Below are 23,112 nucleotides of genomic sequence, written 5' to 3'. Positions count from 1 at the left end.
TCACAGCGAGCGTCTACTCGGATTAGAGATATCAGGAATTCACGATGGGCAAGGTTACAGGCTTCATGGAAATCGACCGGCAGCTGGCGAAGTATCAGCCGGCATCGGATCGCATCCGGCATTTCCGCGAATTCACAATCCCGATGTCGGAACCCGAAGTGCAGAAACAGGCGGCGCGCTGCATGGACTGTGGCATCCCCTATTGCCACGGCCCGACTGGCTGCCCGGTGCACAACCAGATCCCTGACTGGAACGATCTGGTCTATACCGGCAACTGGGACGAGGCGATCCGCAACCTGCACTCGACCAACAATTTCCCGGAATTCACCGGCCGTATCTGCCCGGCGCCCTGCGAGGAAGCCTGCACGCTGAACCTTGAAGATGCGCCGGTAGCGATCAAGACCGTCGAGCAGGCGATTGCCGACAAGGCCTATGAAATGGGCTACATCGTGCCGCAACCGGCTTTTACAAAGACCGGCAAGAAGGTGGCGATCATCGGTTCAGGCCCTGCCGGCATGGCAGCGGCTCAGCAGCTGGCCCGCGCTGGTCATGAGGTTCACGTGTTCGAGCGCGAGAGCAAGCCCGGCGGTCTGCTGCGTTACGGCATCCCGGACTTCAAGATGGAGAAGAACTTCATCGACCGCCGCGTTGACCAGATGCGCGGCGAAGGCGTGACGTTCCATTGCGGCGTCAACGTTGGTGTCGACCGCACCGTCGATAGCCTGATCGCCGAACACGATGCCGTGCTCTATTGCGGCGGTGCGGAAACGCCGCGCGATGCCGGTATTCCAGGCGTCGAATTCACTGGCGTGCATGACGCGATGCCCTATCTCGTCCAGCAGAACCGCCGTGTCGGCCGCGAAAACATCGACAGCGCCGGCTGGCCGTCGGACCCGATCTTGGCCGGCGCGAAGCACATCGTCGTTGTCGGCGGTGGCGATACGGCCTCCGACTGCGTTGGCACCGCCTTCCGCCAGGGCGCCGTCAAGGTCACCCAGCTCGACATCCGGCCGCAGCCGCCGGAAAAGGAAGACAAGCTGGCCGTCTGGCCGTTCTGGGCGACCAAGATGCGCACCTCGTCATCGCAGGCCGAAGGTGCCGTGCGCGAGTTCCAGGTGGCGACACTTGAATTCGTCGGCGAAGACGGCGTGCTGACCGGCGTCAAGTGCTGTCAGGTCGATGAGCGCCGCAAGCCGATTGCCGGTACGGAGTTTGTCATCAAGGCCGATCTCGCCTTCATCGCCATCGGCTTCAGCGGCCCGGGCAAGGACAGCGTGCTGAAGGATCTGGGCGACAAGCTGGTTATCGGCAAGGACAAGCGCGGCGGCTCCTTCGTGACTGCCAATGACAAGGACTACCGGACCTCGGTCGACAAGGTCTGGGCAGCCGGTGATGTGCGCCGTGGCCAATCACTGGTCGTCTGGGCGATCCGCGAGGGCCGCCAGGCGGCTCGGGCGATCGATGAAGCCCTGATGGGCTCGACGACCCTGCCGCGCTGATCCAGCGCGGTCGCGGGTGAAACCGGTTTGGAACGCCGCGTGCCGTCTGGTGCGCGGCGTTTGCCGTTCTGCGACTGCTGGAAATTGGGCTCAATGATGGCGGCGCGAATCGATGCAACATTAACTTGCTGCAATGAAACGGTAATAAACCTTTAATTTGTAAATATTCGTAGTGCCTATAATATTCATCTCAAGCGTAATTCTTGGGAGTTCAGTATTTTCCGCCAATACTGACGGTTTTCTGAAGTTTCTTCTTGAAAAGAACGCTGCCGATCACCCGACGCCGCGTTCCCATGACCGGGAACCATGACGCCGCACCCCAACGAGTTCGTAAGGGACCCTTTGTCATGTCTAACATTCTCCTGACTCACCGTGCCGCAGCGCTGGTCGGAGCCGCCTTCTTGGTCGGCGCGGCGGCGTTGCCCTTCACCATCCATTCAACAACTGCAATGGCAGCGTCCGCACCTGCCATCGCGCCGCTCGCCACCAACGGATCTTTCGCGGATGTCGTTTCTCTCGACAAGCCGGCGGTCGTGACCATTACCACGACGATGAAGGCGACCGACGTGAGCGATAGCGGCAGCAATTCGCCGATGGACGAGCAGTTCCGCCAGTTCTTCGAGCAGCAGGGTATTCCGATGCCGAAACAGGCGCCGCAACACCAGGACGGTGAACGCGCCATGGCTCTCGGATCCGGTTTTATCGTCAGCAGCGACGGCATCATCGTCACCAACAATCATGTCATCGACAACGCTATCGACATCAAGGTAACGCTTGATGACGGAACGGAACTGCCGGCCAAGCTTCTGGGCGCGGATCCGAAGTCCGACCTCGCCGTGCTGAAGATCACCGCCGGTAAGCCGCTTGCCACACTCGCCTGGGGCGATTCCGATACCCTGAAGCTGGGCGACCAGATATTGGCAATCGGCAATCCGTTTGGCATTGGCACGACAGTGACGGCCGGTATCGTTTCGGCCCGTGGCCGCGATTTGCACAGCGGCCCCTATGACGACTTCATCCAGATCGACGCACCGATCAACCACGGTAATTCCGGTGGCCCGCTTGTCGATCACTCAGGCAATGTCGTTGGCATCAACACCGCGATCTACTCGCCGAATGGCGGTAGTGTTGGTGTCGGTTTCGCCATCCCCTCCGATCAGGCGCAGAAGATCGTCGCCAAGCTCGAAAAGAGCGGATCGATCGATCACGGTTATCTCGGCGTGCAGATCCAGCCGGTAACGGCAGACGTTGCCGACGCCGTTGGCCTGACCAAGGCGGAAGGCGCTCTGGTGGCTGCCGTCAATGCGGGTACCCCCGCAGCACAGGCGGGCCTGAAGACGGGCGATATCGTCATGACGGTCGGCAATGAGGCCGTGAAGTCGCCGCACGATCTGTCGCGGCTGGTTGCCGATCTGTCGCCGGGTGCAAAGGAAGCCATGACCGTCTGGCGTGATGGCAAGATCGTCGACCTCAGCGTTACTGTCGGTGGCAATGATGGCGACCAGAAGCAGGCGTCCGCCGCCAAGGATGACAGCAAGGTGCAGACCGGGCCGAGCATCGGCGTGGCGCTTGCCGACCTGACGCCGGATGTCCGCCAGCAACTGAACCTGCCTGACAATGTCACGGGTGCCGTCGTTGCCAAGGTCAACCCGGACAAGCCGGCTGCCGCGGCCGGTATCCAGGCAGGCGATGTCATCGTTTCAGTCAACGACAAGGCTGTCGTGAGTGCCGGTGACGTCAAGACAGCGATCGCCAATGCGGTGAAGACCGGCCGCAAGTCGGTGCTGTTGCTCATCGAGCGCGGTGATCAGAAGACCTTTATCGCAGTGCCGTTCGCGGCCGCCTGACCTCGGTTGGCAGCCTTATTCGCAAGATGCGGGCTGCTGAAGACCCCATCCTCCTGGCGGAAGGAGGATGGGGTTTCTCTGTTTGCCGAAGGATCCCTGGTATCAGTTGCGAATGACGGGATTGCTGATCACCGTTTCCGGTTTTGACAGCCGGAAATCATCCACCCGGCCCACGGGGGCTTCGGCGACTTCGCCTTTTTCGACGAGACGGTCGCGCGGGCTTTTGCCGTTGCTGGTCAGGGTGGCGCCGCCGCCGAGCAGCGTGGCGCTGCCGTCAAGTTCAGGATCGTCAAGACCGATCGGCTGGGTCTGGATGATGTCTTCGTTGGCGGTGGGGGCAGCCACGACCAGATCCTTCATGCCGTCGGCGCCGGGAATGTCCTGGGCCGAGGCAGCTGCATCGCCCAACAGCTTGCGGATGTCCTTCTCCACGTAGAAGGCAAGCTTGCGCTTGCCGGCCTTGGTGAGGTTGATGCCGTCTGATCCGCGCAGGCGGACCTGCTGGCCGTTGATGTCGGAGCCCGTCATAACGAACTTGCCGTCCTCATCGACGAACCCGTCCCAGATATCGACAAACGTGCCACCCACCTTCTCGGTTTCCGTGCGGAAGATACCGTTCAGCGTCACCATGTCGGCCGTCATCGATGTCGACTGGAAGGGCGGCATGCCAACCCAGAGCAGCGGCGTCTTGTCCTTGCGGGCAAGGGCCGCGAAGGCGCCGGTCCTGCGGGTGTACTCGGCAAGCCAACTGTCAGTCCGGAACTTTTCCTTCTCGCTGCCGATCGCCATCTGCTGGCGCTCATTGGCACCGAGGCTGATGATAATCAGCGCCGGCTTCGTCTCAGTGATGTAGGCGGGCAGGTTTTCCGGCCAGTTGAAATAATCCTCACGCACGAGGCCCGATGAGCCGTTGGCGCGGGTTTCGATAACGATGCCGGGGGTTGTCTCGAAGGCAGTCTTCAATCCGTCACCGAGGCTGCCGGCCATGAAGTCGCCGACGACGAGGACTTTCTTGGCGGTCTCCAGCTTTTCGACGACGACAGGAGCGGGTTCGACCGGGGCCGGTTTCGCTTTCTGCTGCGTCTTTCTGGCCTTCGGGCGTTGCTGCTGTTGTGGCTGTCTCTGCCGCGGCTCGTAGATCGGAGCGTCGTCATAAACCGGTGGCGGCTGGCGGCGGCCGAACCCGAACAGCATGTCGAGAATGGTACGGCGCTCCTGCGCCTGCGCCGGGCGTGGTGGTTCCATGACGAATGCAGTCAAGCCGATCGCAACGACGATCAGACCGTTGAACAACCGGTGAAAGCCGTTGCTGCTGTTTCTGCCGCTCATGCACCTGTTCCGTACTGATCTGCACTGACGTTGAAAGTGTCTCTAGACAAATGCGCAACGCCTCTCCTTCGAAAGGCGTTGCGCGAAGCATGCATCCGCATTGTGCCGCAATTGAGAGCGTCTGATGCTCCCGGCCGCACCTATTTCCGCAGGGCCTTCAGCAGGTGCTGCGTCGGCTCACCGTCGGGGGAGAGGCCATTGCGGTTCTGGAAGGCCTGGATTGCGGCTTTCGAGCCGGAGCCGAAGTTGCCATCGACTTCACCGTCGTAATAGCCGAGCTCCTTCAGTCGGGTCTGCAGCTCGAACTTCTGCTTGATGTCGAGCGAACCATCCGGGCGGCTCCAGGCCTGCTGCATGCCGCCATAGCCGGCAATCTCGTCGGCCAGAAGACCGACGCCCAGGGCATAGGAGTCGGACGCGTTGTAGCGCTTGATGACGAAGAAATTCTTGGTCATCAGGAAGCCGGGGCTACCATCGCCGCCGGGCATTTTCAGCTCAGCCCGGGTGTCGCCGTTGCGGAAGCCCTTGCCGTTGGGGCGCGTGAACCCGAGGGCTGCCCACTGGGCAACCGTTTTCGTCTGGCCGGCATACTGGCTGCCGTTTCTCGGCGGCGCGACTTCATAGCCCCAGGTCTGCCCCGATTGCCAGCCATTCTTCTTCAACAGGTTGGCCGCCGTCGCCAAGGCGTCCGGCACCGAGTTCCAGATGTCCTTGTGGCCATTGCCGTCGGCATCGATCGCGTAGAGCAGGTAGCTGGTCGGAATGAACTGCGTGTGGCCCATGGCGCCCGCCCAGGAACCGTTCAGTTCACGCGGGGTCACATCGCCATTCTGCAGGATCTTCAGAGCGGCGATCAGCTGCGTCTTGGCATATTTGGACCGTTTCGGGTCAGCATAGGCCAAAGTGGCGAGTGCGCGTGGGACGTAATGCAGGCGATCGTCCTTTTCCAGGACGGCACCATAATTGGATTCCATCGACCAGATGGCCAAGAGCACGTTCCTGTCGACACCGAAATGCTTCTCAAGTGCGGCGAGCGTACGGCCATGCTTGACCGACATCTCCTGACCAACCTTGCGGGTGTAGGGATTGACGCGGCTGTCGATATATTCCCAGATCTTGCTCTTGAACTCGGGCTGATAGGCAGCCTTTTGCAGCACATCGGGATCGGGTGTCTTCACGCCGGCAAAGGCCTGGCGGTAGGTTGCCTTGGTGATGCCGCTCTTGGCTGCCGTGGCATAGAAGCTGTTGATCCAGGTCTCGAAGCCCGCGTCAGCCGAGGCTGTCGACGGGGAAAACAGGGCTGCGGCGGTCATGAACGCGGCGGCAGCACAGCGAAGAAGAGTGTTTCGGGTCTTTGTCATCAGCTGTCGTTTCCGTTGGTCGGCGCTCTGCTGCGATCAGGAGGTTGACCGGCGGTGCGCAAATTTACAGTTTTAGAGCCAGCTTCATGTATGGGTTGCATACATGTGGTTCCATTCTCGGGCTGTCCGGCCCAGGAGGCAACCGCCAGGACCGGAATCTTACGAAAATGAAGTCAACAAATTCTTTACCATGAATGGGTGGTAAGGTCTTCCTTTGCAAAAAAATAGCAATTTGACGTTTATTCCCTATTGATACAAACCCTAACCGATTTAAATCACAGTGCCGTGATCCTGGAGATGTCAATGACTGACAAGCGTAAAGTTCGTAAAGCCGTTTTCCCCGTCGCTGGTCTTGGAACCCGGTTCCTGCCCGCGACCAAAGCCGTTCCCAAGGAAATGCTGACTGTCGTCGACAAGCCGGTGATCCAGTATGTGGTGGACGAGGCGCTGAACGCCGGCATCGAACATCTGATCTTCGTCACCGGCCGCAGCAAGCATGTGATCGAGGATTATTTCGACATCCAGGTCGAATTGGAACAGACCTTGCGTGAACGCAACAAGACGGCCGAACTGACGCTGCTTGAAGGCATTCTGCCGGTTGCCGGCAGCACCAGCTTTACCCGCCAGCAATCGCCGCTCGGTCTTGGCCATGCCGTCTGGTGTGCGCGCGAACTGGTTGGTGACGAGCCCTTTGCGCTGCTTTTGCCCGACATGATCATGCAGGCCGAAAAGGGCTGCCTCAAGGGCATGGTCGAGCTTTACGAGCAGAGCGGCGGCAACGTCATCGCCGTCGAGGAATGTGCCCCCGACCAGACCCATAAATACGGGATCGTCGGCGCGGGCGAAAAGGTCGGCGACGGGTTCAAGATCACCAAGATGGTCGAAAAGCCACCGCAGGGCACGGCCCCGTCGAACTTCTTCATCAACGGCCGCTATATCCTGCAGCCGGAAATCTTCTCGATCCTCGCCACCCAGGAGCGCGGCGCCGGCAACGAGATCCAGCTGACCGATGGCATGCTGAAGCTTGCCCAGACGCAGGATTTTGCCGGGTATCATTTCCGCGGCAACACCTATGACTGCGGCATGAAAGAGGGCTTCATCCTGGCCAACGTCGCGTTTGCCCTGGCGCGCGGCGACATCCGGCCGGGCGTGGAAGGCCCGCTGAAGGCTTTGCTTCAGGGCCTGAAATAAGCCCAGCCGATAGAAAAAGAGCCCCGCTGACGAAACCGTCAGTGGGGGCTCTTGTTTGACCACTTTCCGGATCAGCGGCGCAGCGTCAGCCCGACGCCGACGCGAGCGATGTTGGTCGAAGGGCCGCTGTCGCGATCCGTGTGCTCATAGCTGACATCGCCGGTCAGGGCGAGGTAGCGGTTGAGATCCCAGGTAAGGCCGGCACCCGTCAGCCAGACTTTTTCGTCATCTGAATTGCCGCTGGGGAAATTGCGGAAGGTCAGGCTGTTGGATAGCCGCGCCACGAGGGCGGTGCGCAGTTCGTGGGTTGCCCGGCTGCTCAGCGTATAGACCATGGCACCGCTTTCCCCCGGGGTCGTCGATGGATCGAGACCGGTGGAGACGCCATAGGCGATATTGGTACCGCGCTGCGGTGACCAGTTGATCGTGCCGTCGACGGTGAAGCCCCTCAACTCATCGAGCCGGTTGTCGTCGAACCTGTAAGTCTGATAACCGAGCGCGATCTCGCCGTTGAGCTTCTCGCCAAGATCGGCCTCGATACCAGCGCGGGCACCGTAGCTGTCATAGGATCTCTCGTATCCGAGCATGTCTTTGCGAAGGTCGTAAATCGACTTGCCGGCCGATGCCTCGATGAAGGGAATAAGCGCGGGCGAAAGCTCGTAACCGACCCGTACGGTGACAGCGCCCGCATTGCGGTTTCGATCCTTGCGCGACAGGCTGCTGCCGTTCTCAAGTTCCACGTCGCCATAGGTGTATCGATCGAAATCGACCTTGGCGGAACCCCGCAGGATACCGAAATCGCGTTCTATTCCGGCGCCGAGTGTATACTGGTTGACGTCGGACTGGCTCGTCGCCCTACTGATGGCGTTTGGATCGGACGAATCCTCGCGCTCGAAATGGTAACCGGCCTTCAGCGTCGCTGTGGTCTGCTCGGACAGGTCGAGCCGCAGGGCCGCTTCGATGTCGGCCGTCGGCTCGGTCTCGCCGGTGCCGGAAACATTGCGCTGCCATGTGCCTTCGCCAGTGACCGTCAACTGGTGACGGGACCAGTCCGAGGTGAGCGTGCCTTTCAGGCCGGTCTCCAGATAGCTGCGGTTTTCCTTCGAGTCGCCGGTCTTGTTGCTCTCGAAATTGTAGGTCTGGCCAAGCGTCGGCTTCAGGGTGAAGCTACCCAGGCGGATCCCCTGCGCATCGTTGCGATCGATATCGAGCTGCGACCGGAGGCCATCGACGGTATTTTCCCGCAGGTTGGTGCGGGCCATGTCCTCATCGATCATCGGGTCGTTGAGCAGCGGTTCGCCGGCATCGGTGCTGATCGAGCCGGTGGTGATTGCTGCATCCTGCACCGGCGTGGCGCCAGGAAGCGTTACGGCATTCGGCGTGGTTGTGTTGCTTGCAGCCGTGCCGTCCGTTGCGGGAAGAAGGGCCTGAGCGGAGAGAGTTTGCGGCAAAAACATCGCGCAGCCAGCCATCAACCAGGCCGCAGCAGCTGCCGGGCGCGGGAGGTTCGTCCTCTTCGTGCGTGGGTAGAATGGCGTCATCTGCCGAATGCCCGGAAATCCGTTTACCAGTGTTGAGCAACCGTAAACGGATGTAGTTAACCATTCCTTTCCGAAATGGCATTCGGCTTTAATTTCAGGCGCTTTCGACGATCAGGTGGCTGCCGCTGCTGCCAGTCACCTTGACGCGGCTACCCGCCGGCAGGTCCGGTCCGTTGATGGGCCAGGTGGTTGCGTCGAGCCGGATCCGGCCGCGCCCTTCGAGAATCGGCTGTTCCAGCACGGCGGTGCGGCCGATGAGACGCGCGCCGCGCTGGTTGAGCAGCGGTTCGTCCGATGTATTGCCCGAACGGGCAAGGAGCCGGCGGCCGATGACGGCGGCCGCGACCGAGAGAATGGCAAAAAACACCAGTTGCGCCTGCCAGACCCAGAAACCGGCCTCCCAGAACAGAAGCGAGAGGGCGCCGGTGATAATGGCGGCTATGCCGATCCAGACAAGAAAGACGCCGGGCGCGACGACTTCAGCTGCCAGGAGTACGAGGCCCAGCACCCACCAGCACCAGGGGCCAAGTTCGAGGATGATGTGTTCGATCATCGATCATCCTTCCTGCCTGGCCGTATCAAACGGATTGCGGACGGGAACCGTGCGCGGCGTTACCTGGCGTGCCGGTGCGGGTGTATCACCGCCGCCATTGCCGAAGACTTCGCGGGCAATCGCACCGATGCCGCCGAGCGAACCGATCAGCGAGGAAGCTTCCATTGGCATCAGCACGATCTTGGAATTGGGGGCGGTGCCGATCGAGGCCATCGCTTCGGTATATTTCTGGGCGACGAAGTAGTTGATTGCCTGTACATCGCCGGCGGCAATGGCTTCGGAAACCATCTTGGTGGCTTTGGCTTCGGCCTCGGCCAGACGTTCGCGGGCTTCAGCGTCGCGGAAAGCGGCTTCCCGCTGACCTTCGGCCTGCAGGATGGCCGACTGCTTGGCACCTTCGGCGCGCAGGATCTGGGCATTGCGCGAACCTTCGGCTTCCAGCACTTGAGCGCGCTTTTCGCGTTCGGCCTTCATCTGGCGGGCCATGGCATCGACCAGATCCTTCGGCGGCTGGATGTCCTTGATCTCGACACGGGTCACCTTGATGCCCCAGGGGCCGACGGCTTCATCGACCACATGCAGCAGCTTGTCGTTGATGATCTCGCGGTTGGACAGGAGTTCATCGAGGTCCATCGAGCCCATGACGGAACGGATGTTGGTCATCGTCAGGTTGAGGATGGCGCTTTGCAGGTCGGAGACCTGATAGGCGGCCTCGGCGGCATTCAGCACCTGGTAGAAGGCGACGGCATCGGCAGCGCAGCTGGCATTGTCGCGGGTGATGACTTCCTGTGTCGGGACGTCGAGCACCTGTTCCATGACGTTCATCCGTGCGCCGATCTTGTCGATGAACGGGATGATGATGTTGAGGCCGGGCTCCAGCGTGCGGGTATAGCGCCCGAACCGTTCAACGGTGTAGCGAAATCCCTGCGGTACTGTCTTGATGCCTGCGAAAAGTACGAGAACAACAAGTACGACGAAGGCAATGACGACGATGTCCAGTCCGGCCAGGGGCATGGGGGTGATTCTCCCTTGATGGTTTGCTTCACCGCACTCTACGCAACCGGGGCTGAGAAGTCAGCGGATTTCCCCATTCACAAACCGGGTTCTTTGGCTTAAAGAGCCCCTTCGCTTACCGGTCGCAGCCTACCCGGTCAAAACAAGGACTAAGATATGAAAACCATCGTGATCTGCTCCGGCGGATTGGATTCCGTTTCGCTTGCCCACAAGGTGGCAGCCGAACATACGCTCACAGCGCTTCTCTCGTTCGACTACGGCCAGCGCCACAAAAAGGAGCTGGATTTCGCCGCAGCCTGCGCCGTCCGGCTTGGCGTGCCGCATCACATCATCGATATCGGTCAGATCGGAGCGCATCTGACCGGCTCGGCGCTGACTGACGATATCGCCGTTCCCGATGGGCATTATGCCGAGGAAACGATGAAGGCGACAGTCGTGCCGAACCGCAACGCCATCATGCTGGCAATTGCCTTTGGCGTTGCCGCTGCGCAGAAGGCGGATGCTGTGGCGACCGCCGTGCATGGCGGCGATCACTTCATCTATCCCGATTGCCGCCCAGGTTTCATCGACGCGTTCCAGGCCATGCAGAACCACGCGACGGAAGGCTATGCCAGCGTCACGCTTTACGCACCTTATGTGAACGGATCGAAGGCCGATATCGTTAAGGACGGTGCACGGCATTATACGCCGTTCGCCGAGACCTGGTCCTGCTACAAGGGTGGCCTGCGTCACTGTGGACGTTGCGGCACCTGTGTCGAACGGCGCGAGGCCTTTCATCTCGCAGGCATCGCCGATCCGACGGACTACGAGGATGCCGATTTCTGGGTTTCTGCCACCGGCGGTTTTTCAGCCACGGAGGTGAAATGATGTTTCGCATCAGCAAGGAGTTTCATTTCTCCGCCTCACATCAGCTCACCAGCCTTCCGGCCGACCATCAATGCGCGCGGCTGCACGGGCATAACTATGTCGTCGTGGTGGAGCTGGCGGCCGAGGAATTGAACGAACACGGTTTCGTGCGCGACTATCACGAGTTGTCGCCGCTCAAGCGCTATATCGACGAAAGCTTCGACCACCGCCATCTCAACGATGTCCTCGGGCATGACCGGGTGACGGCGGAGTGCCTGGCGCGGCATTTCTACGACTGGTGCAAGACGCGCCTGCCGGAAACGGTTTCGGTGAAAGTCAGCGAGACGCCCAAGACCTGGGCGGAATACCGGCCGTGACGACCGAGGCGAGAGCCGGCCTCATTCGCGTGTCGGAAATGTTCGGCCCGACGATCCAGGGCGAGGGCGTGTTGATCGGGCTACCGACCGTGTTCGTGCGTACTGGCGGCTGTGATTATCGCTGTTCCTGGTGCGATAGCCTGCATGCGGTTGACAGCCGGTATCGTGACGACTGGGCGCCGATGACGCCGCAGGCGGTATGGAAAGAAGTGAAGCGGCTTTCAGGCGGGGTTCCGGTCACGGTGTCCTTGTCCGGCGGCAACCCCGCGATCCAGCCGCTCGGTGCACTGATCCAGCTCGGGCGTGAGGACGGGTACCGTTTTGCGCTGGAAACGCAGGGCTCCGTGGCGAAGGACTGGTTTGCCGATCTCGACGTGCTGGTTCTCAGCCCCAAGCCGCCGTCCAGTGGCATGGAAACGGACTGGGTTCTGTTCGATCGCTGTCTTGAGGCCGCTGACGGGAGGCCGGAAATCGTGATGAAGATCGTTGTCTTCGACGAAGCGGACTATGCCTACGCCCGCGATGCAGCGGTGCGCTATCCGCAACTGCCCGTCTATCTGCAGCCGGGCAACCACACGCCGCCGGGTGGCGACGAGGTGGATGCGGGGATCGACATGGACGGTATCGCCGAACGCATGCGCTGGCTGGTGGACCGGGTGACGCAGGATCGCTGGTTCGGCGCGCGCGTTTTGCCGCAGTTACATGTGCTTTTGTGGGGCAACAGGCGCGGGGTTTAGACCCAGCCCTGCAATTCCCGTCGTACCACGTGTTCCAGCACGGTCATGCCGTCCTTGCTGTCGTTCAGGCAGGGGATATGCGTGAACTTCTCGCCGCCGGCGTGGTGGAATGTCTCGGCGGCTTCTACCGCGATTTCTTCCAGGGTTTCCAGACAATCCGAAACGAAGCCGGGGTTGATCACGGCGATGCGCTTGACGCCTTCCTTGCCGAGCTTTTCCACCGTCTTGTCCGTATAGGGCTGCAGCCACTCTTCCGGTCCGAACCGGGACTGGAACGTCACCTGCAGCTTTTCCTTCCCCCAGCCGAGCTTTTCACGCAGCAGCCTCGCGGTTTTCTGACACTGACAGTAGTAGGGATCGCCCTTGTCGAAATAGGATTGCGGGATGCCGTGGAAGGAGGTGAGCACCACTTCCGGCTCCCAGTCGAGCGTGGCGAGGTGGTTGGTGATCGAATTGGCGAGCGCCTCGATATAGACCGGGTCGTCATGATAGGGCGCGACGGTGCGCAGGGCTGGCTGCCAGCGCATTTTCAACAGCGCCTTGAAGGCCTCGTCGTTGACGGTCGCAGTCGTTGCCGCCGCATATTGCGGATAGAGCGGGAAGAGAAGGATCTTTTCGCAGCCGTCCTTCTGCAGTTCGTCGATCTTCGACTGGATCGACGGCTGGCCGTAGCGCATGGCCCAATCGACGCGCACGCCCGGAAGATCGGCAAAGGATTTCGCCATGATCTCCGCCTGGTTGCGGGTATAGGTGCGCAGGTAACTTTCGTTCAGATCCTTGTTCCAGATCGTCTCATAGGCCTTGCCAACCTTGGCGGGACGCGTGTTCAGCACGATGCCGAACAGGATCGGGTACCAGAAGAACGGCGACCATTCGATCACCCGCCGGTCCATCAGGAATTGCTTGAGGTAACGCCGCATCGACACCTTGTCGGTGCCATCCGGCGTGCCGAGATTGACCAGCAGCACACCCACCTTGCCAAACTTGACGGGCGGGTGGTTGGTGGTGGTCATTTCAGTGGCAGCGGTCATGGCTTATCCTGCAAGGTACGGTGTTTGGCGCTTCTTATACGGCAAGCGGCGCCTGCGGTTCATGCCGTTCTTAAAAAGAAAAACCGGCCCGGGGAACCCCGGACCGGCCGATTGACGAGAGACATATTGTCTTACTTGGCCGGAATTGTCAGTTCCTTGCCGATTTCCAGGTGGCGTGGGGCCGGATTGCCGTTGGCCTTGGCAATCGTCCGCCATAGTTCGCCATTGCCATAAACGGCCTTGGCCAGATCCCAGAGCGTGTCGCCCTTGGCAATCACATGCTTGCTTTCGGCGGTTGCGGCTGGCTTGGCCTCCGGTGTTGCCGTTTCGGTCGCAGCCGGCTTGGCATCGGTGGTCACGGCCGTATCGGTGTTAGTCTGCGTCGATGGTTCTGCCGGGGTCGCAGCGGCAATCTCGGTGATGCGGCCGTCGGTCATTGGCTTGTAGGGATTGTTGGCGGTCAGATAGTCGGCAAGCACCGTCTCAAGCCCCGGACCGTAGTCATAGGCGTTTTCGGCCTTGGTCTTGAAGATGCTGTATCCATCGCCACCATTGCGCATGAAGTTGTTGGTGACGACATTGTAGGTCTTGCCCGCATCGAGCGGCACATAGGCTTCGCCCTCCTTGACCTCGACAACCGAAATCCGGTTGCCGATCGGGCGGCTTCTATCGAAAGAGAACTTCATACCGGCCACCTGCGGGAAACGGCCGCCGGCTTCCTCGATCTGGCTGAGGCCGTTTTCAAGTGCCGCGGCAATATCGGCGCCCTTGATCTGGAAGGTGGCGACCGTGTTCTGGAACGGCAGGACGGTAATCGCCTCGCTCATGGAAACGTCGCCCGCGTCGATGGAGGCGCGCAAGCCGCCGCCATTGGTGATGGCGATGGTAACGCCCTGGCCCTTGACGCGGTCGAGCATGGCGTCAGCGACGAGGTCGCCCATCTCGCATTCCTTGGCACGGCAGGATTCGCGGGTGCCGTCGATCGCCGCTTCCGTCTTGCCAATGATCTTGGCTTTCAGGTCGTCGATCGGCTTTCCCATTTCCTTGACGCGGGCGACCACGGCTTCGTCCGGCTTGAACTTGGAGTCGATCAGGATCGGGTCGCCCTTGGCGGATTTGACGACGCCGGTATCGTCGAAATTGACGACGAGATCGCCGAGATACTTGCTGTAGGAACCGGCCTGTACGACCGGAACCTTGTAGCCGCCGGGGTTGTCGACCATTGTCGGGTAGGGGCCTTCGGCCTTCTCGTCGGTGTTGGACAACAGGCTGTGGGAATGACCGCCGACAACGATATCGACATCGGGGATCTTGGCGATAACGGCGAGATCGCGCGGGTAGCCAACGTGCGTGAGCGCGATGATCTTGTCGACGCCCTGCTTCTTCAGATCCTGCACTGCGGTGGTAATGGTATCGACATCGACGCCGATCAGCACGTCGTCGCCTGGCGAAGAGATTTCGGGGGTATCATTGGCGACCGCGCCGACGATGCCTATCTTCTGGCCGCCGACGTCGAGCACCAGCGAAGGCTTGATACGGTCGATGAGTTTGGACTTGTAACCCGCCAGAACATTGGACGAGATGACCGGGAAGGTGACCTTGTCGAGGAACGGGACCAGGCCGCCTTCGCCTTCATCGAACTCGTGGTTGCCGATGGTCATGGCGTCGAACTTCATCAGATTGAGGAATTCGGCTTCAGCGGCGCCCTTGTAAGTGGTGAAAAACAGCGAGCCCTGGAAATTGTCGCCAGCGTTGAGCAGCAGAACGTTCTTGCCAGTCAATTCCTGTCGCTTCCCGTCAATCGCTGTTTTCAAACGCGCGACGCCGCCAAAGCACTCGTTCTTGCCCTCTTCTTCGGCCGAGCAGGTGGAATCGAACTTGTTGATCGATTCGATGCGCGAGTGAAGATCGTTGATATGCAGGATGTTCAATTCATAATCGGCGAAGGCGGCACCGGACGAAAGTGCAAAAATCGAGGCTGTCATCAGCCCGGTTCGCAAATGTCTGATCATGGATGTCTCCCGTTTTTCATGTTTGTTGTCAGCATAATCGAGCACAGCTTTGACACTTGGGCCGGAACGGATGGTTTCATTTGGGCGCGCCGACATCAAGCAGTAATTGCATCTATCTCCCGGCGGTCTCCCGGCAAGGTTAAAATCGGCGGCGGCACAAAAGAAAGCGCCGCTGGCGGGCAGCGGCGCCTGATCGGTTTTCGGGGAGACTGGCGGCGGTTCACAAGCCCGGGACGGCCAGCGGGTTTCTCGAGGCATCCAGTTCGAGCTTGGCAATGACGGCAACGACCGCTGCCTGACCGATGAGGAAAGCCCAGCCAAGGGCATTGGGGGCAATGAACCCGCTGACCGGCAGAAGAATGCTGGCGGCGGTCCAGAGGGCGTTGCCCAGAATGACGATGCCGACCGCCCAGCGCGATGATAAGGCAAAGGCCGAAGTTAGAGCCATGAAGGCCGCAATGGGAAGAAGGATCAGACCTGCACCCTGCAGAAGAGTTTGCGGAATCTGGGTGATGGCGCTTGCCGGAGCGGCAGCAACCAACAGTGCGGCGCCCATCGCTGCGCAGGTCAGGGCATCGATCGCCAGCAGTGTTTTCAAAGAGAGTGCGTTGAGTTTGGGCATGATCCGTCCTCGTTTTCTCGCCAACAGGCCTGCACCCATTGCAGCGCCCTGACCGCAATGTTGGCGCGGTCCGGTAGTCCAGTCGATTACGTCTGAGGTAATTGCGGATCTTACCGGATGCGGCCATATTTGTGGCATGATCGAGAAACCGTCCTCTGCCGGAGACCTGTTGCGTGACTGGCGTCAAAGACGGCGGCTGAGCCAGCTGGCGCTTGCCGCCGACGCCGATATTTCGCAACGCCACCTGAGCTTCCTGGAATCGGGCCGTGCCCTGCCAAGCCGCGATATGGTGTTGCGGCTGACGGAAACGCTGGCCGTCCCCTTGCGGGAGCAGAACGCCATTCTGGTGGCGGCAGGTTTTGCGCCGCTTTATCGCGACCGGCCACTGGATGCGCCAGAGCTTGCAGCCGCGCGGGGTGTGATCACGCGCATTCTTGATGGCCACGATCCGCATCCAGCACTCGCCGTCGATCGGCACTGGACGCTTCTGGCTTCAAACAGGGCGGTCGGGGTGCTGCTTTCCGGCGTTGCCGAACATCTGCTCTCGGGGCCGGTCAACGTGCTGCGCGTCAGCATGCATCCGGACGGGATTGCCGGGCGGATCCTGAATTTCAGGGAATGGCGCACGCACATTCTCAAGCGGCTGTCGCACGATATCGATATATCGGCCGATCCGCAGCTTGCGGCGCTTCTTGAGGAATTGAAGTCTTACCCGGTGCCGCCGCAGGCTGGCGCTGCACGCAAGCCGCAGCGCTCGGGGCATGCCGAGATCGCGGTGCCGCTCATTCTGGCGGGCGAGAGAGGCCCGCTGTCTTTTCTCAGCACGACGACGGTGTTTGGCACTGCCGTCGATGTGACCCTGTCCGAAGTCACGATCGAGGCGTTCTTCCCCGCCGACGCGGCAACAGCCAAGGCTATGGCGATGCTGGTTGGTCACGGGGGCAGCGAACCTTCCAGCTAACGGCAGGAGCCGCCCATCAACCCTTGCGGGACAACGAGAACTGTGCGCCGGAATCCGTGGTGCAGTTGAGCTGCGCCATCGAGACCATGGCGCAATTGACCTTGGACTGGGTGTTGCGGACCATCGAGGTCATGTTGATTTCAACCAGCTTTGGCGACAGGTTGATGTAGTTTCCGGATGCCAGAACCTGGTTGGTATCCGTGGTGCGGGTGGTGAACGTTCCCGCCGAGAATGTCGAGACGATGCCGTTCGGATCGACCCACGCGCCTTCGACACCGGCCGGTGCGACCTGACGGTTTTGCGGCAGTTCCCGCACTTGTCCCCCGCCCTGGCAGGAGGCCAGAGCTGCGGCGGACAGAACTGTCAGGATGGCGATCGGCTTCATATGTGTCTCCCGGAGGCTGCGCGGAAAGCTGTCTTTCGATTGAAAAAACCATGCCGTGATCAGGAGTTGAATGCAAGAGTAGGGCGTGAGCAGGGCAGGTATTATTCGATCTACAACGAAAAACGCCCGGAGATCGTTCCCCGGGCGTTCAATATTCAAGCGTAATCAGTCAGTTCAGCGAACGAGAATATTCTTGAACTGCCACGGATCCTTGGTGTCGAGGTCTTCCGGGAAGAGGCCCGGGCGGCCGTCGAGCGGGGTCCAATCGGTGTAGTGGCCTTCAACCGGGCCAAGATACGGGGTCTGCACTTCGAGGCAACGCTTGTAGTCGACCTCGTCGGCTTCGACGATGCCGGCGGTCGGGTTTTCAAGCGCCCAGACCATGCCGGACAGAACAGCCGAGGTCACTTGCAGGCCGGTCGCGTTCTGGTAGGGAGCGATGCGGCGGGTTTCTTCGAGCGACAGGCGCGAACCATACCAGTAGGCATTCTTGTCGTGGCCATAGAGCAGGACGCCCAGTTCGTCGACGCCATCCTCGAGTTCGTCTTCGTTGAGCACGTGGTGGACCGGCTGCGCATTGCCGCCATTGCCGAACATTTCGTGCAACGAAAGCACGGCGTCATTGGCCGGATGGTAAGCGTAATGGCAGGTCGGACGGAACGTGACGTCGCCATCCTTGTCCTTGACCGTGAAGTAGTCGGCGATCGAGATGGATTCGTTGTGGGTGACCAGGAAGCCATACTGCGGGCCAGGTGTCGGGCACCAGGTGCGAACGCGGGTGTTGGCGCCCGGCTGTTCGAGATAGATGGCGGCCTTGTTGCCCTTCTTGTGCTTCTTGGCATTCTTCGGCATCCAGTTTTCATGGGTGCCCCAGCCGAGTTCGGCTGGCTGCAGGCCTTCGGAAATGAAGCCTTCGACCGACCAGGTGTTCCAGAAGACGTTGAGCGGCTTCGGATGCTTTGTGCGCTGGGTGTCGCGCTCAGCGATATGAATGCCCTTGACGCCGGTCTTCTTCATCAGCTTGGCCCAGCCTTCGCGGTCATGCTGGTCGGGCTCTTCGAACTTGATGTCGAGATCGTTGGCGAGGTTCACCAGCGCCTGCTTGACAAACCAGGAGACCATGCCCGGATTTGCACCGCAGGTGGATACCGCGGTTGTGCCGCCCGGGTTCTTGGCCTTTTCCTTGCGCAGCGTTTCACGCAGCGCATAGTTGGTGCGCTCGGAGTTCTTCATGTTCTTGTCGAAGTAGAAGCCGAGCCAAGGTTCGATAACCGTGTCGATGTAGAGCACGTCGAGCTTGCGGCAGAACTTCATCAGATCAACAGAGCCGGTATCGACCGACAGGTTGACGCAGAAACCCTGGCCGCCGCCTTCGGTGAGAAGCGGCTTCAAGAGGTCCTTGTAGTTGTCCTTGGTGACATATTCCTTGATGTGGCGGACGCCATGCTTGGCAAGGATTTCCATGTCGGCTGCGTCTTCGCGCGGGTCGATGACAACCATCCGGCTCTTGTCGAATTTGAAGTGGCGCTCGATCAGGGGCAGGGTGCCGCGGCCGATGGAGCCAAAGCCGATCATGACGATCGGGCCCGTGATTTCGCCGTGAATCGGGTAGGTTGTTTCTGCCATTTCGCTTAATCTCCTGCGGACGGGTTCGTCTGGATATGGAGGGCATACCGTGACTGCCCTCTGGTTGAAAGGCCCTAGAGCATAGATTTCTGTCACAATAAAGGGCGGCACGGCAACTCAGCCGGTTTGTAGCACGGCGCCGATGACAGGTTTGTGGATGGTAGGCGAGGCCGTTTTCAAGCTGTCCCGATTATTCCGGCGGACCAGTCCCTGACTGTTTCAGCCATGCTCTTCAGGTGATCGGCCGTTGAGAAGCCGGAGAGCGCCTTGCGCGGCTTCAGATCGTGGTCACCGTCTTCAAGCCACAGAATACGGATGCTGCCGGACAGCGCGTAGCCTGCAACCTCCTCGCGCGTTCCGAATTCATCACGGGTTCCCTGGCAGATGAGCGCCGGCGTTTTCAGCTCAGCGAGATGCTGCGTGCGCAAGTTTTCGGGTTTGCCCGGCGGATGGAACGGATAGCCGAGGCAGAGCAAGCCGGTGATGGCACCCTGCAGCAAAAGATCGTCGGCCGCCATGCTGGCAACGCGGCCACCCATCGATTTTCCACCGATGATCAAGGGTCCGCTGGCACCGAGCCGCGCGATGGCCGCCATGTATTCGGGGATCAGCTTCTCAGCTTTCGGGGGCGGCTTTCGGGTTCCGGCGCTGCGACGGGCAGCCATGTAGCCGAACTCAAACCGGGCGACGCGAAACCCTGCAGCGGCAAGCGCTGCCGTAGCGGCATTCATCGATGTGGAATCCATCGGGGCACCGGCGCCATGGGCAAGCAGGATGGTGACGGCCGCATCGGCCGGTCCGTCGATGAGAAAATCCTGATCCATGGTAAAGCCTCTTCCCAGGCGGCCGTCATCGACCGGTATGACCCTTGTGCCAAAAACGGCTTCCGTGGAAAAGTGGATTGATAATTGCCGCGGTTATTTTGGGGCAACCTGATCCGGATGGGCTGCGGCAAAGGCCGGTAGCGCCGCACATCTGTCGGCGATCTCCACCGTGCGCGGGCAGGCCGACAGATCGGCATTCCAACGCCGGGCATTGTAGACCTGCGGCACAAGGCAGAGATCGGCCATGCTCGGGGTGTCGCCGTGGCAAAAGCTGCCGGTTGCTGGGTTGTCGAGCAGGCGTTCGAATGCGGTTAGGCCTTCGCCGATGAACTTGCGCATCCATGCGGAGCGCGCCGCATCGGGATCGCTGGATTGCTGCATGACATAGGCGGCGACCCCGAGATTGCAGACCGGATGGATGTCCATCGCGATTGCATAGGATAGCGCGCGGACGCGGTGGCGTCCGAGTGGATCGGCGGGCAAAAGCGTGGTGTCCGGCCGGGTTTCCGTCAGATATTCGACGATGGCAAGCGACTGGGTCAAAATGTGACCGCCGATCTGCAGGGCCGGAACCAGCCCTTGCGGATTGCGGGCAAGGTGTTCCGGTTGTTTGTGTTCTCCGCGTAAAAGATCGACAGGCACTGATTTGTAAGGGATGGCCAGCACGTTGAGCGCGATCCGCACCCGATAACTGGCAGAGGAGCGCCAGTAGTCGAACAAAATGGTATCGTTCATCGGGGCAGCCTCAGCGGGGTTCATATTTCGTGACGGTCTGCTCGATCGCGCCGAAGATCGAATGGCCGGCCTTGTCCTTCATCTCGATGCGGACTGTATCGCCGAAATGCATGAACGGGGTGGCTGGGGTGCCCTTCTCGATGGTTTCGATGGTGCGGATTTCGGCGATGCAGGAATAGCCGGCGCCGCCTTGCGAGACCGGTTTTCCGGGGCCGCCGTCGAGCTTGTTGGAGACAGTGCCGGAGCCGATAATGGTGCCGGCGCGGAGTGGCCGGGTTTTCGCGGCATGGGCAACGAGCTGGCCGAAATCAAAGGTCATATCGATGCCGGCATCGGCGCGGCCAAAGGGCTTGCCGTTGAGATCGACAAGCAGCGGCAGATGCAGCTTGCCGCCATCCCAGGCATCACCGAGTTCTTCCGGCGTCACCGCAACAGGGGAGAAGGCCGAAGACGGCTTGGACTGGAAGAACCCAAAGCCCTTGGCAAGTTCGGCCGGGATCAGGCCGCGCAGGGAGACGTCGTTGACCAGCATGATCAGGCGGATCTCGGCCCTTGCCTGCTCGACGGTGGCTGCCATCGGCACGTCATCGACGATGACGGCGATCTCGGCTTCCATGTCGATGCCATAGGCCTCGTCCGCCATGACAATCGGATCGCGGGGAGCGAGGAACGAGTCCGAACCACCCTGGTACATCAAGGGCTCAGTCCAGAACGCAGCCGGCATTTCGGCGTTGCGGGCCTTGCGGACCAATTCAACATGATTGACGTAGGCCGAGCCGTCCGCCCACTGATAGGCGCGCGGCAGGGGGGACGTGGCCTCATGTTCGTGGAAGCGGATGGAGGGCTGGGCGCCGGTCTCCAGACCTTCGGCCACCTCGCTCAACCGCGGGCCGACATAGGCCCAGTCGTCCAGTGCCGCCTGCAGCGTGCGGGCGATATGGCCGACCTCGGAACAGCGGGTCAAATCGCGAGAGACGACAACCAGGCGGCCGTCGCGGGTGGAGTCCTTGAGTGTGGCGAGCTTCATGGTTTTGGCTTTCGTTGTTTGTTCTACAGTACACGGCCGACGGATGTCTTTGCGGGGTTGCCCCTCACCCTAGCCCTCTCCCCGCAGGCGGGGAGAGGGGATTACAGAGTTTGCCGCTTGGTCCTTCTCTCCGTCTCGACGGGGAGAAGGTGCCCGACAGGGCGGATGAGGGGCGAGGATCATTGCAGGTCGGGCAACTGTTTCCACCTTACTTGATCCCCGGCGTGCCATCGAACTTGCGCTCCAGCCCGTCCCAGCATTCGAGATAATTGTCCTGCAATGTTTCGAGTTCGGCAGCGTAGCGTGTGAGTTGCTGCGGGTAGCGGGTCTCGAACATGAAGGCCATCGTATGATCGAGCTTGACCGGCTTGAGTTCGGTGTTGGAGGCTTTCTCGAAACCTGGCGCATCCGGCCCGTGTGGCAGCATCATATTGTGCAGGCTCATGCCGCCGGGCACGAAGCCTTCTTCCTTGGCGTCGTATTGGCCGTGGATCAGGCCCATGAATTCGCTCATGATATTGCGGTGGTACCACGGCGGGCGGAATGTGTGTTCGGCCACCAGCCAGCGCGGTGGGAAGATGACAAAATCGACATTGGCGGTGCCGGCTTCTTCGGTCGGCGCGGTCAGCACCGTGAAGATCGATGGGTCCGGGTGGTCGAACAGGATGGCGCCGACAGGCGAGAAGGTGCGTAGATCGTATTTGAACGGTGCGTAATTGCCGTGCCAGGCGACGACATCGAGCGGGGAATGGCCGATGTCGGTGACATAAAATTTGCCGCACCATTTTACATGTACGCGGCAGGGTGTTTCCTTGTCCTCGTAGGCTGCCACGGGCGTTTTGAAATCGCGCGGATTGGCAAGGCAGTTGGCGCCGATCGGGCCGCGATCCGGCAGGGTGAACTTGGCGCCATAATTCTCGCAGATATAACCGCGCCATGTGGAGCCTTCGCCGAGCCGCGAGACCTTGAACATCATGCCGCGCGGGATCAGGCAGATTTCCGAGGGCTCCACGTCCATGATGCCCATTTCGGTGAAGACGCGGATGGTGCCGAGTTGCGGAACGACCAGCAGTTCGCCATCGGCATTGAAGAAATAGTCGTCGGTCATGTCATCGTTGAAGACATAGGCATGGGCCGCCATGCCGACCTGGGTCATGACGTCGCCGGCGGCCGTCATGGTGCGGATGCCGGAGAGGAAGTTGAGCTTTTCAGCCGGTTCCGGGATCGGGTTCCAGCGGAGCTGGCCGAGTGGCAGCGAGTGATCGTCAAGGCACGGCGCCGATTTCCAGAAGGGGTAGCTGGCATTGGAAAAGCGGCGGGTATGGTGCACGCTCGGGCGGATGCGATAAAGCCAGGAGCGCTCATTGGTGCCGCGTGGCGCGGTGAAGGGTGAGCCTGACAGCTGCTCGGCATAAAGACCGTAATTGCATTTCTGCGGGCTGTTCTGCCCTTGCGGAAGGGCGCCGGGGAGGGACTCGGTCTCGAAGTCGTTGCCGAAGCCGGGCATATATTGCGGGCTGTTGGCGAGTGTATCAACAGTGGCCGTCCGGTTTTTTTCCAGCATGGCTTGTTCCTCCTTCATTCAATGGTTACA

General features: G+C 60.6%; 22 protein-coding genes. 7 read left to right on the top strand and 15 right to left on the bottom strand.

The window, feature by feature from the left end:
* Positions 1-44 precede the first annotated feature (44 nt).
* Positions 45-1,499 (top strand): glutamate synthase subunit beta, encoded by a 1,455-nt coding sequence (locus tag ASD36_RS23295; protein WP_060506549.1) that lies wholly within the window; start codon positions 45-47, stop codon positions 1,497-1,499.
* 211 nt (positions 1,500-1,710) lie between these two features.
* Here ASD36_RS23295 and ASD36_RS30795 read toward each other — a convergent pair whose 3' ends face one another.
* Entirely contained in the window at positions 1,711-1,848 is a 138-nt protein-coding gene (locus ASD36_RS30795) for a hypothetical protein (protein WP_156393909.1), read from the bottom strand.
* Here ASD36_RS30795 and ASD36_RS23290 point away from each other — a divergent pair.
* Complete coding sequence (locus ASD36_RS23290; protein ID WP_060506548.1) at positions 1,847-3,346, top strand: DegQ family serine endoprotease; 1,500 nt, start codon at positions 1,847-1,849, stop codon at positions 3,344-3,346. The genes ASD36_RS30795 and ASD36_RS23290 overlap by 2 nt on opposite strands.
* Before the next feature lie 102 nt (positions 3,347-3,448).
* Here ASD36_RS23290 and ASD36_RS23285 read toward each other — a convergent pair whose 3' ends face one another.
* Complete coding sequence (locus ASD36_RS23285; RefSeq protein ID WP_082512313.1) at positions 3,449-4,591, bottom strand: DUF459 domain-containing protein; 1,143 nt, start codon at positions 4,589-4,591, stop codon at positions 3,449-3,451.
* Positions 4,592-4,815: 224 nt separating this feature from the next.
* Entirely contained in the window at positions 4,816-6,036 is a 1,221-nt protein-coding gene (locus ASD36_RS23280) for a lytic murein transglycosylase (protein ID WP_060506546.1), read from the bottom strand.
* A 303-nt stretch (positions 6,037-6,339) separates the two neighbouring features.
* Here ASD36_RS23280 and galU point away from each other — a divergent pair, with 303 nt between their 5' ends.
* Complete coding sequence (gene galU / locus ASD36_RS23275; RefSeq protein WP_060506545.1) at positions 6,340-7,227, top strand: UTP--glucose-1-phosphate uridylyltransferase GalU; 888 nt, start codon at positions 6,340-6,342, stop codon at positions 7,225-7,227.
* Between the two features lie 71 nt (positions 7,228-7,298).
* Here galU and ASD36_RS23270 read toward each other — a convergent pair whose 3' ends face one another.
* The 3 genes from ASD36_RS23270 to ASD36_RS23260 form a co-directional block, all read right to left on the bottom strand.
* On the bottom strand, positions 7,299-8,768 hold the full coding sequence (locus tag ASD36_RS23270; protein WP_060506544.1) for an outer membrane beta-barrel protein: 1,470 nt from the start codon (positions 8,766-8,768) through the stop codon (positions 7,299-7,301).
* Between the two features lie 94 nt (positions 8,769-8,862).
* Positions 8,863-9,321: an NfeD family protein gene (locus tag ASD36_RS23265; RefSeq protein ID WP_060511887.1), complete on the bottom strand. Its 459-nt coding sequence runs from the start codon at positions 9,319-9,321 to the stop codon at positions 8,863-8,865.
* A gap of 3 nt (positions 9,322-9,324) precedes the next feature.
* Positions 9,325-10,335, bottom strand: coding sequence for an SPFH domain-containing protein (locus ASD36_RS23260; protein ID WP_060506542.1), 1,011 nt, complete (start codon positions 10,333-10,335; stop codon positions 9,325-9,327).
* Positions 10,336-10,491: 156 nt separating this feature from the next.
* Here ASD36_RS23260 and queC point away from each other — a divergent pair, with 156 nt between their 5' ends.
* The 3 genes from queC to queE are packed head-to-tail and all read left to right on the top strand — an operon-like array spanning position 10,492 to position 12,295.
* On the top strand, positions 10,492-11,202 hold the full coding sequence (queC, locus tag ASD36_RS23255) for a 7-cyano-7-deazaguanine synthase QueC (protein ID WP_060506541.1): 711 nt from the start codon (positions 10,492-10,494) through the stop codon (positions 11,200-11,202).
* Positions 11,202-11,558, top strand: coding sequence for a 6-carboxytetrahydropterin synthase QueD (queD, locus tag ASD36_RS23250; RefSeq protein ID WP_060506540.1), 357 nt, complete (start codon positions 11,202-11,204; stop codon positions 11,556-11,558). Before queC ends, queD begins: the two co-directional genes overlap by 1 nt.
* A complete protein-coding gene (gene queE, locus ASD36_RS23245; protein WP_277996009.1) occupies positions 11,555-12,295 on the top strand; it encodes a 7-carboxy-7-deazaguanine synthase QueE in 741 nt (246 codons plus the stop codon). The genes queD and queE overlap by 4 nt, the downstream gene beginning before the upstream one ends.
* Here queE and hemH read toward each other — a convergent pair.
* The 3 genes from hemH to ASD36_RS23230 form a co-directional block, all read right to left on the bottom strand.
* A complete protein-coding gene (gene hemH, locus ASD36_RS23240) occupies positions 12,292-13,326 on the bottom strand; it encodes a ferrochelatase (protein WP_060506539.1) in 1,035 nt (344 codons plus the stop codon). The genes queE and hemH overlap by 4 nt on opposite strands.
* Before the next feature lie 131 nt (positions 13,327-13,457).
* Complete coding sequence (locus tag ASD36_RS23235; protein ID WP_060506609.1) at positions 13,458-15,338, bottom strand: 5'-nucleotidase C-terminal domain-containing protein; 1,881 nt, start codon at positions 15,336-15,338, stop codon at positions 13,458-13,460.
* Positions 15,339-15,558: 220 nt separating this feature from the next.
* Positions 15,559-15,960: a hypothetical protein gene (locus ASD36_RS23230; RefSeq protein ID WP_060506538.1), complete on the bottom strand. Its 402-nt coding sequence runs from the start codon at positions 15,958-15,960 to the stop codon at positions 15,559-15,561.
* A 136-nt stretch (positions 15,961-16,096) separates the two neighbouring features.
* On the opposite strand from ASD36_RS23230, the gene ASD36_RS23225 reads away from it, so the two are divergent.
* The gene (locus ASD36_RS23225) at positions 16,097-16,921 is read left to right on the top strand and encodes a helix-turn-helix transcriptional regulator (protein ID WP_060506537.1); all 825 of its coding nucleotides are present in this window, start codon (positions 16,097-16,099) and stop codon (positions 16,919-16,921) included.
* A 16-nt stretch (positions 16,922-16,937) separates the two neighbouring features.
* Here the strand turns inward: ASD36_RS23225 and omp10 are convergent, their stop codons facing one another.
* The 6 genes from omp10 to hmgA all read right to left on the bottom strand — a co-directional run bounded on the left by omp10 (position 16,938) and on the right by hmgA (position 23,082).
* Positions 16,938-17,306, bottom strand: coding sequence for an outer membrane lipoprotein Omp10 (gene omp10, locus ASD36_RS23220; protein ID WP_060506536.1), 369 nt, complete (start codon positions 17,304-17,306; stop codon positions 16,938-16,940).
* 174 nt (positions 17,307-17,480) lie between these two features.
* Entirely contained in the window at positions 17,481-18,932 is a 1,452-nt protein-coding gene (locus tag ASD36_RS23215; protein WP_060506535.1) for a homospermidine synthase, read from the bottom strand.
* A 176-nt stretch (positions 18,933-19,108) separates the two neighbouring features.
* Positions 19,109-19,756, bottom strand: coding sequence for an alpha/beta family hydrolase (locus tag ASD36_RS23210; protein WP_060506534.1), 648 nt, complete (start codon positions 19,754-19,756; stop codon positions 19,109-19,111).
* 93 nt (positions 19,757-19,849) lie between these two features.
* Positions 19,850-20,491 (bottom strand): maleylacetoacetate isomerase, encoded by a 642-nt coding sequence (gene maiA / locus ASD36_RS23205; RefSeq protein WP_060506533.1) that lies wholly within the window; start codon positions 20,489-20,491, stop codon positions 19,850-19,852.
* A 10-nt stretch (positions 20,492-20,501) separates the two neighbouring features.
* Positions 20,502-21,518, bottom strand: a complete 1,017-nt coding sequence (locus ASD36_RS23200; RefSeq protein ID WP_060506532.1) for a fumarylacetoacetate hydrolase family protein — start codon at positions 21,516-21,518, stop codon at positions 20,502-20,504.
* A gap of 208 nt (positions 21,519-21,726) precedes the next feature.
* Positions 21,727-23,082 (bottom strand): homogentisate 1,2-dioxygenase, encoded by a 1,356-nt coding sequence (gene hmgA / locus ASD36_RS23195; protein WP_060506531.1) that lies wholly within the window; start codon positions 23,080-23,082, stop codon positions 21,727-21,729.
* Between the last annotated feature and the right edge of the window lie 30 nt (positions 23,083-23,112).

The sequence above is a fragment of the Rhizobium sp. Root1334 genome, from assembly GCF_001426665.1.
Taxonomy (GTDB): Bacteria; Pseudomonadota; Alphaproteobacteria; order Rhizobiales; family Rhizobiaceae; genus Pararhizobium.
This window is presented reverse-complemented; position numbering and strand designations above follow the sequence as displayed.

Excerpts from the sequence above, each read along its gene's own strand:
- ASD36_RS23295 (WP_060506549.1), top strand. The coding sequence starts at position 45 with ATGGGCAAGGTTACAGGCTTCATGGAAATCGACCGGCAGCTGGCGAAG.
- ASD36_RS23290 (WP_060506548.1), top strand. The coding sequence starts at position 1,847 with ATGTCTAACATTCTCCTGACTCACCGTGCCGCAGCGCTGGTCGGAGCC.
- ASD36_RS30795 (WP_156393909.1), bottom strand. The coding sequence starts at position 1,848 with ATGACAAAGGGTCCCTTACGAACTCGTTGGGGTGCGGCGTCATGGTTC.
- ASD36_RS23285 (WP_082512313.1), bottom strand. The coding sequence starts at position 4,591 with ATGGAACCACCACGCCCGGCGCAGGCGCAGGAGCGCCGTACCATTCTC.
- ASD36_RS23280 (WP_060506546.1), bottom strand. The coding sequence starts at position 6,036 with ATGACAAAGACCCGAAACACTCTTCTTCGCTGTGCTGCCGCCGCGTTC.
- galU (WP_060506545.1), top strand. The coding sequence starts at position 6,340 with ATGACTGACAAGCGTAAAGTTCGTAAAGCCGTTTTCCCCGTCGCTGGT.
- ASD36_RS23270 (WP_060506544.1), bottom strand. The coding sequence starts at position 8,768 with ATGACGCCATTCTACCCACGCACGAAGAGGACGAACCTCCCGCGCCCG.
- ASD36_RS23265 (WP_060511887.1), bottom strand. The coding sequence starts at position 9,321 with ATGATCGAACACATCATCCTCGAACTTGGCCCCTGGTGCTGGTGGGTG.
- ASD36_RS23260 (WP_060506542.1), bottom strand. The coding sequence starts at position 10,335 with ATGCCCCTGGCCGGACTGGACATCGTCGTCATTGCCTTCGTCGTACTT.
- queC (WP_060506541.1), top strand. The coding sequence starts at position 10,492 with ATGAAAACCATCGTGATCTGCTCCGGCGGATTGGATTCCGTTTCGCTT.
- queD (WP_060506540.1), top strand. The coding sequence starts at position 11,202 with ATGTTTCGCATCAGCAAGGAGTTTCATTTCTCCGCCTCACATCAGCTC.
- hemH (WP_060506539.1), bottom strand. The coding sequence starts at position 13,326 with ATGACCGCTGCCACTGAAATGACCACCACCAACCACCCGCCCGTCAAG.
- ASD36_RS23235 (WP_060506609.1), bottom strand. The coding sequence starts at position 15,338 with ATGATCAGACATTTGCGAACCGGGCTGATGACAGCCTCGATTTTTGCA.
- ASD36_RS23230 (WP_060506538.1), bottom strand. The coding sequence starts at position 15,960 with ATGCCCAAACTCAACGCACTCTCTTTGAAAACACTGCTGGCGATCGAT.
- ASD36_RS23225 (WP_060506537.1), top strand. The coding sequence starts at position 16,097 with ATGATCGAGAAACCGTCCTCTGCCGGAGACCTGTTGCGTGACTGGCGT.
- omp10 (WP_060506536.1), bottom strand. The coding sequence starts at position 17,306 with ATGAAGCCGATCGCCATCCTGACAGTTCTGTCCGCCGCAGCTCTGGCC.
- ASD36_RS23215 (WP_060506535.1), bottom strand. The coding sequence starts at position 18,932 with ATGGCAGAAACAACCTACCCGATTCACGGCGAAATCACGGGCCCGATC.
- ASD36_RS23210 (WP_060506534.1), bottom strand. The coding sequence starts at position 19,756 with ATGGATCAGGATTTTCTCATCGACGGACCGGCCGATGCGGCCGTCACC.
- maiA (WP_060506533.1), bottom strand. The coding sequence starts at position 20,491 with ATGAACGATACCATTTTGTTCGACTACTGGCGCTCCTCTGCCAGTTAT.
- ASD36_RS23200 (WP_060506532.1), bottom strand. The coding sequence starts at position 21,518 with ATGAAGCTCGCCACACTCAAGGACTCCACCCGCGACGGCCGCCTGGTT.
- hmgA (WP_060506531.1), bottom strand. The coding sequence starts at position 23,082 with ATGCTGGAAAAAAACCGGACGGCCACTGTTGATACACTCGCCAACAGC.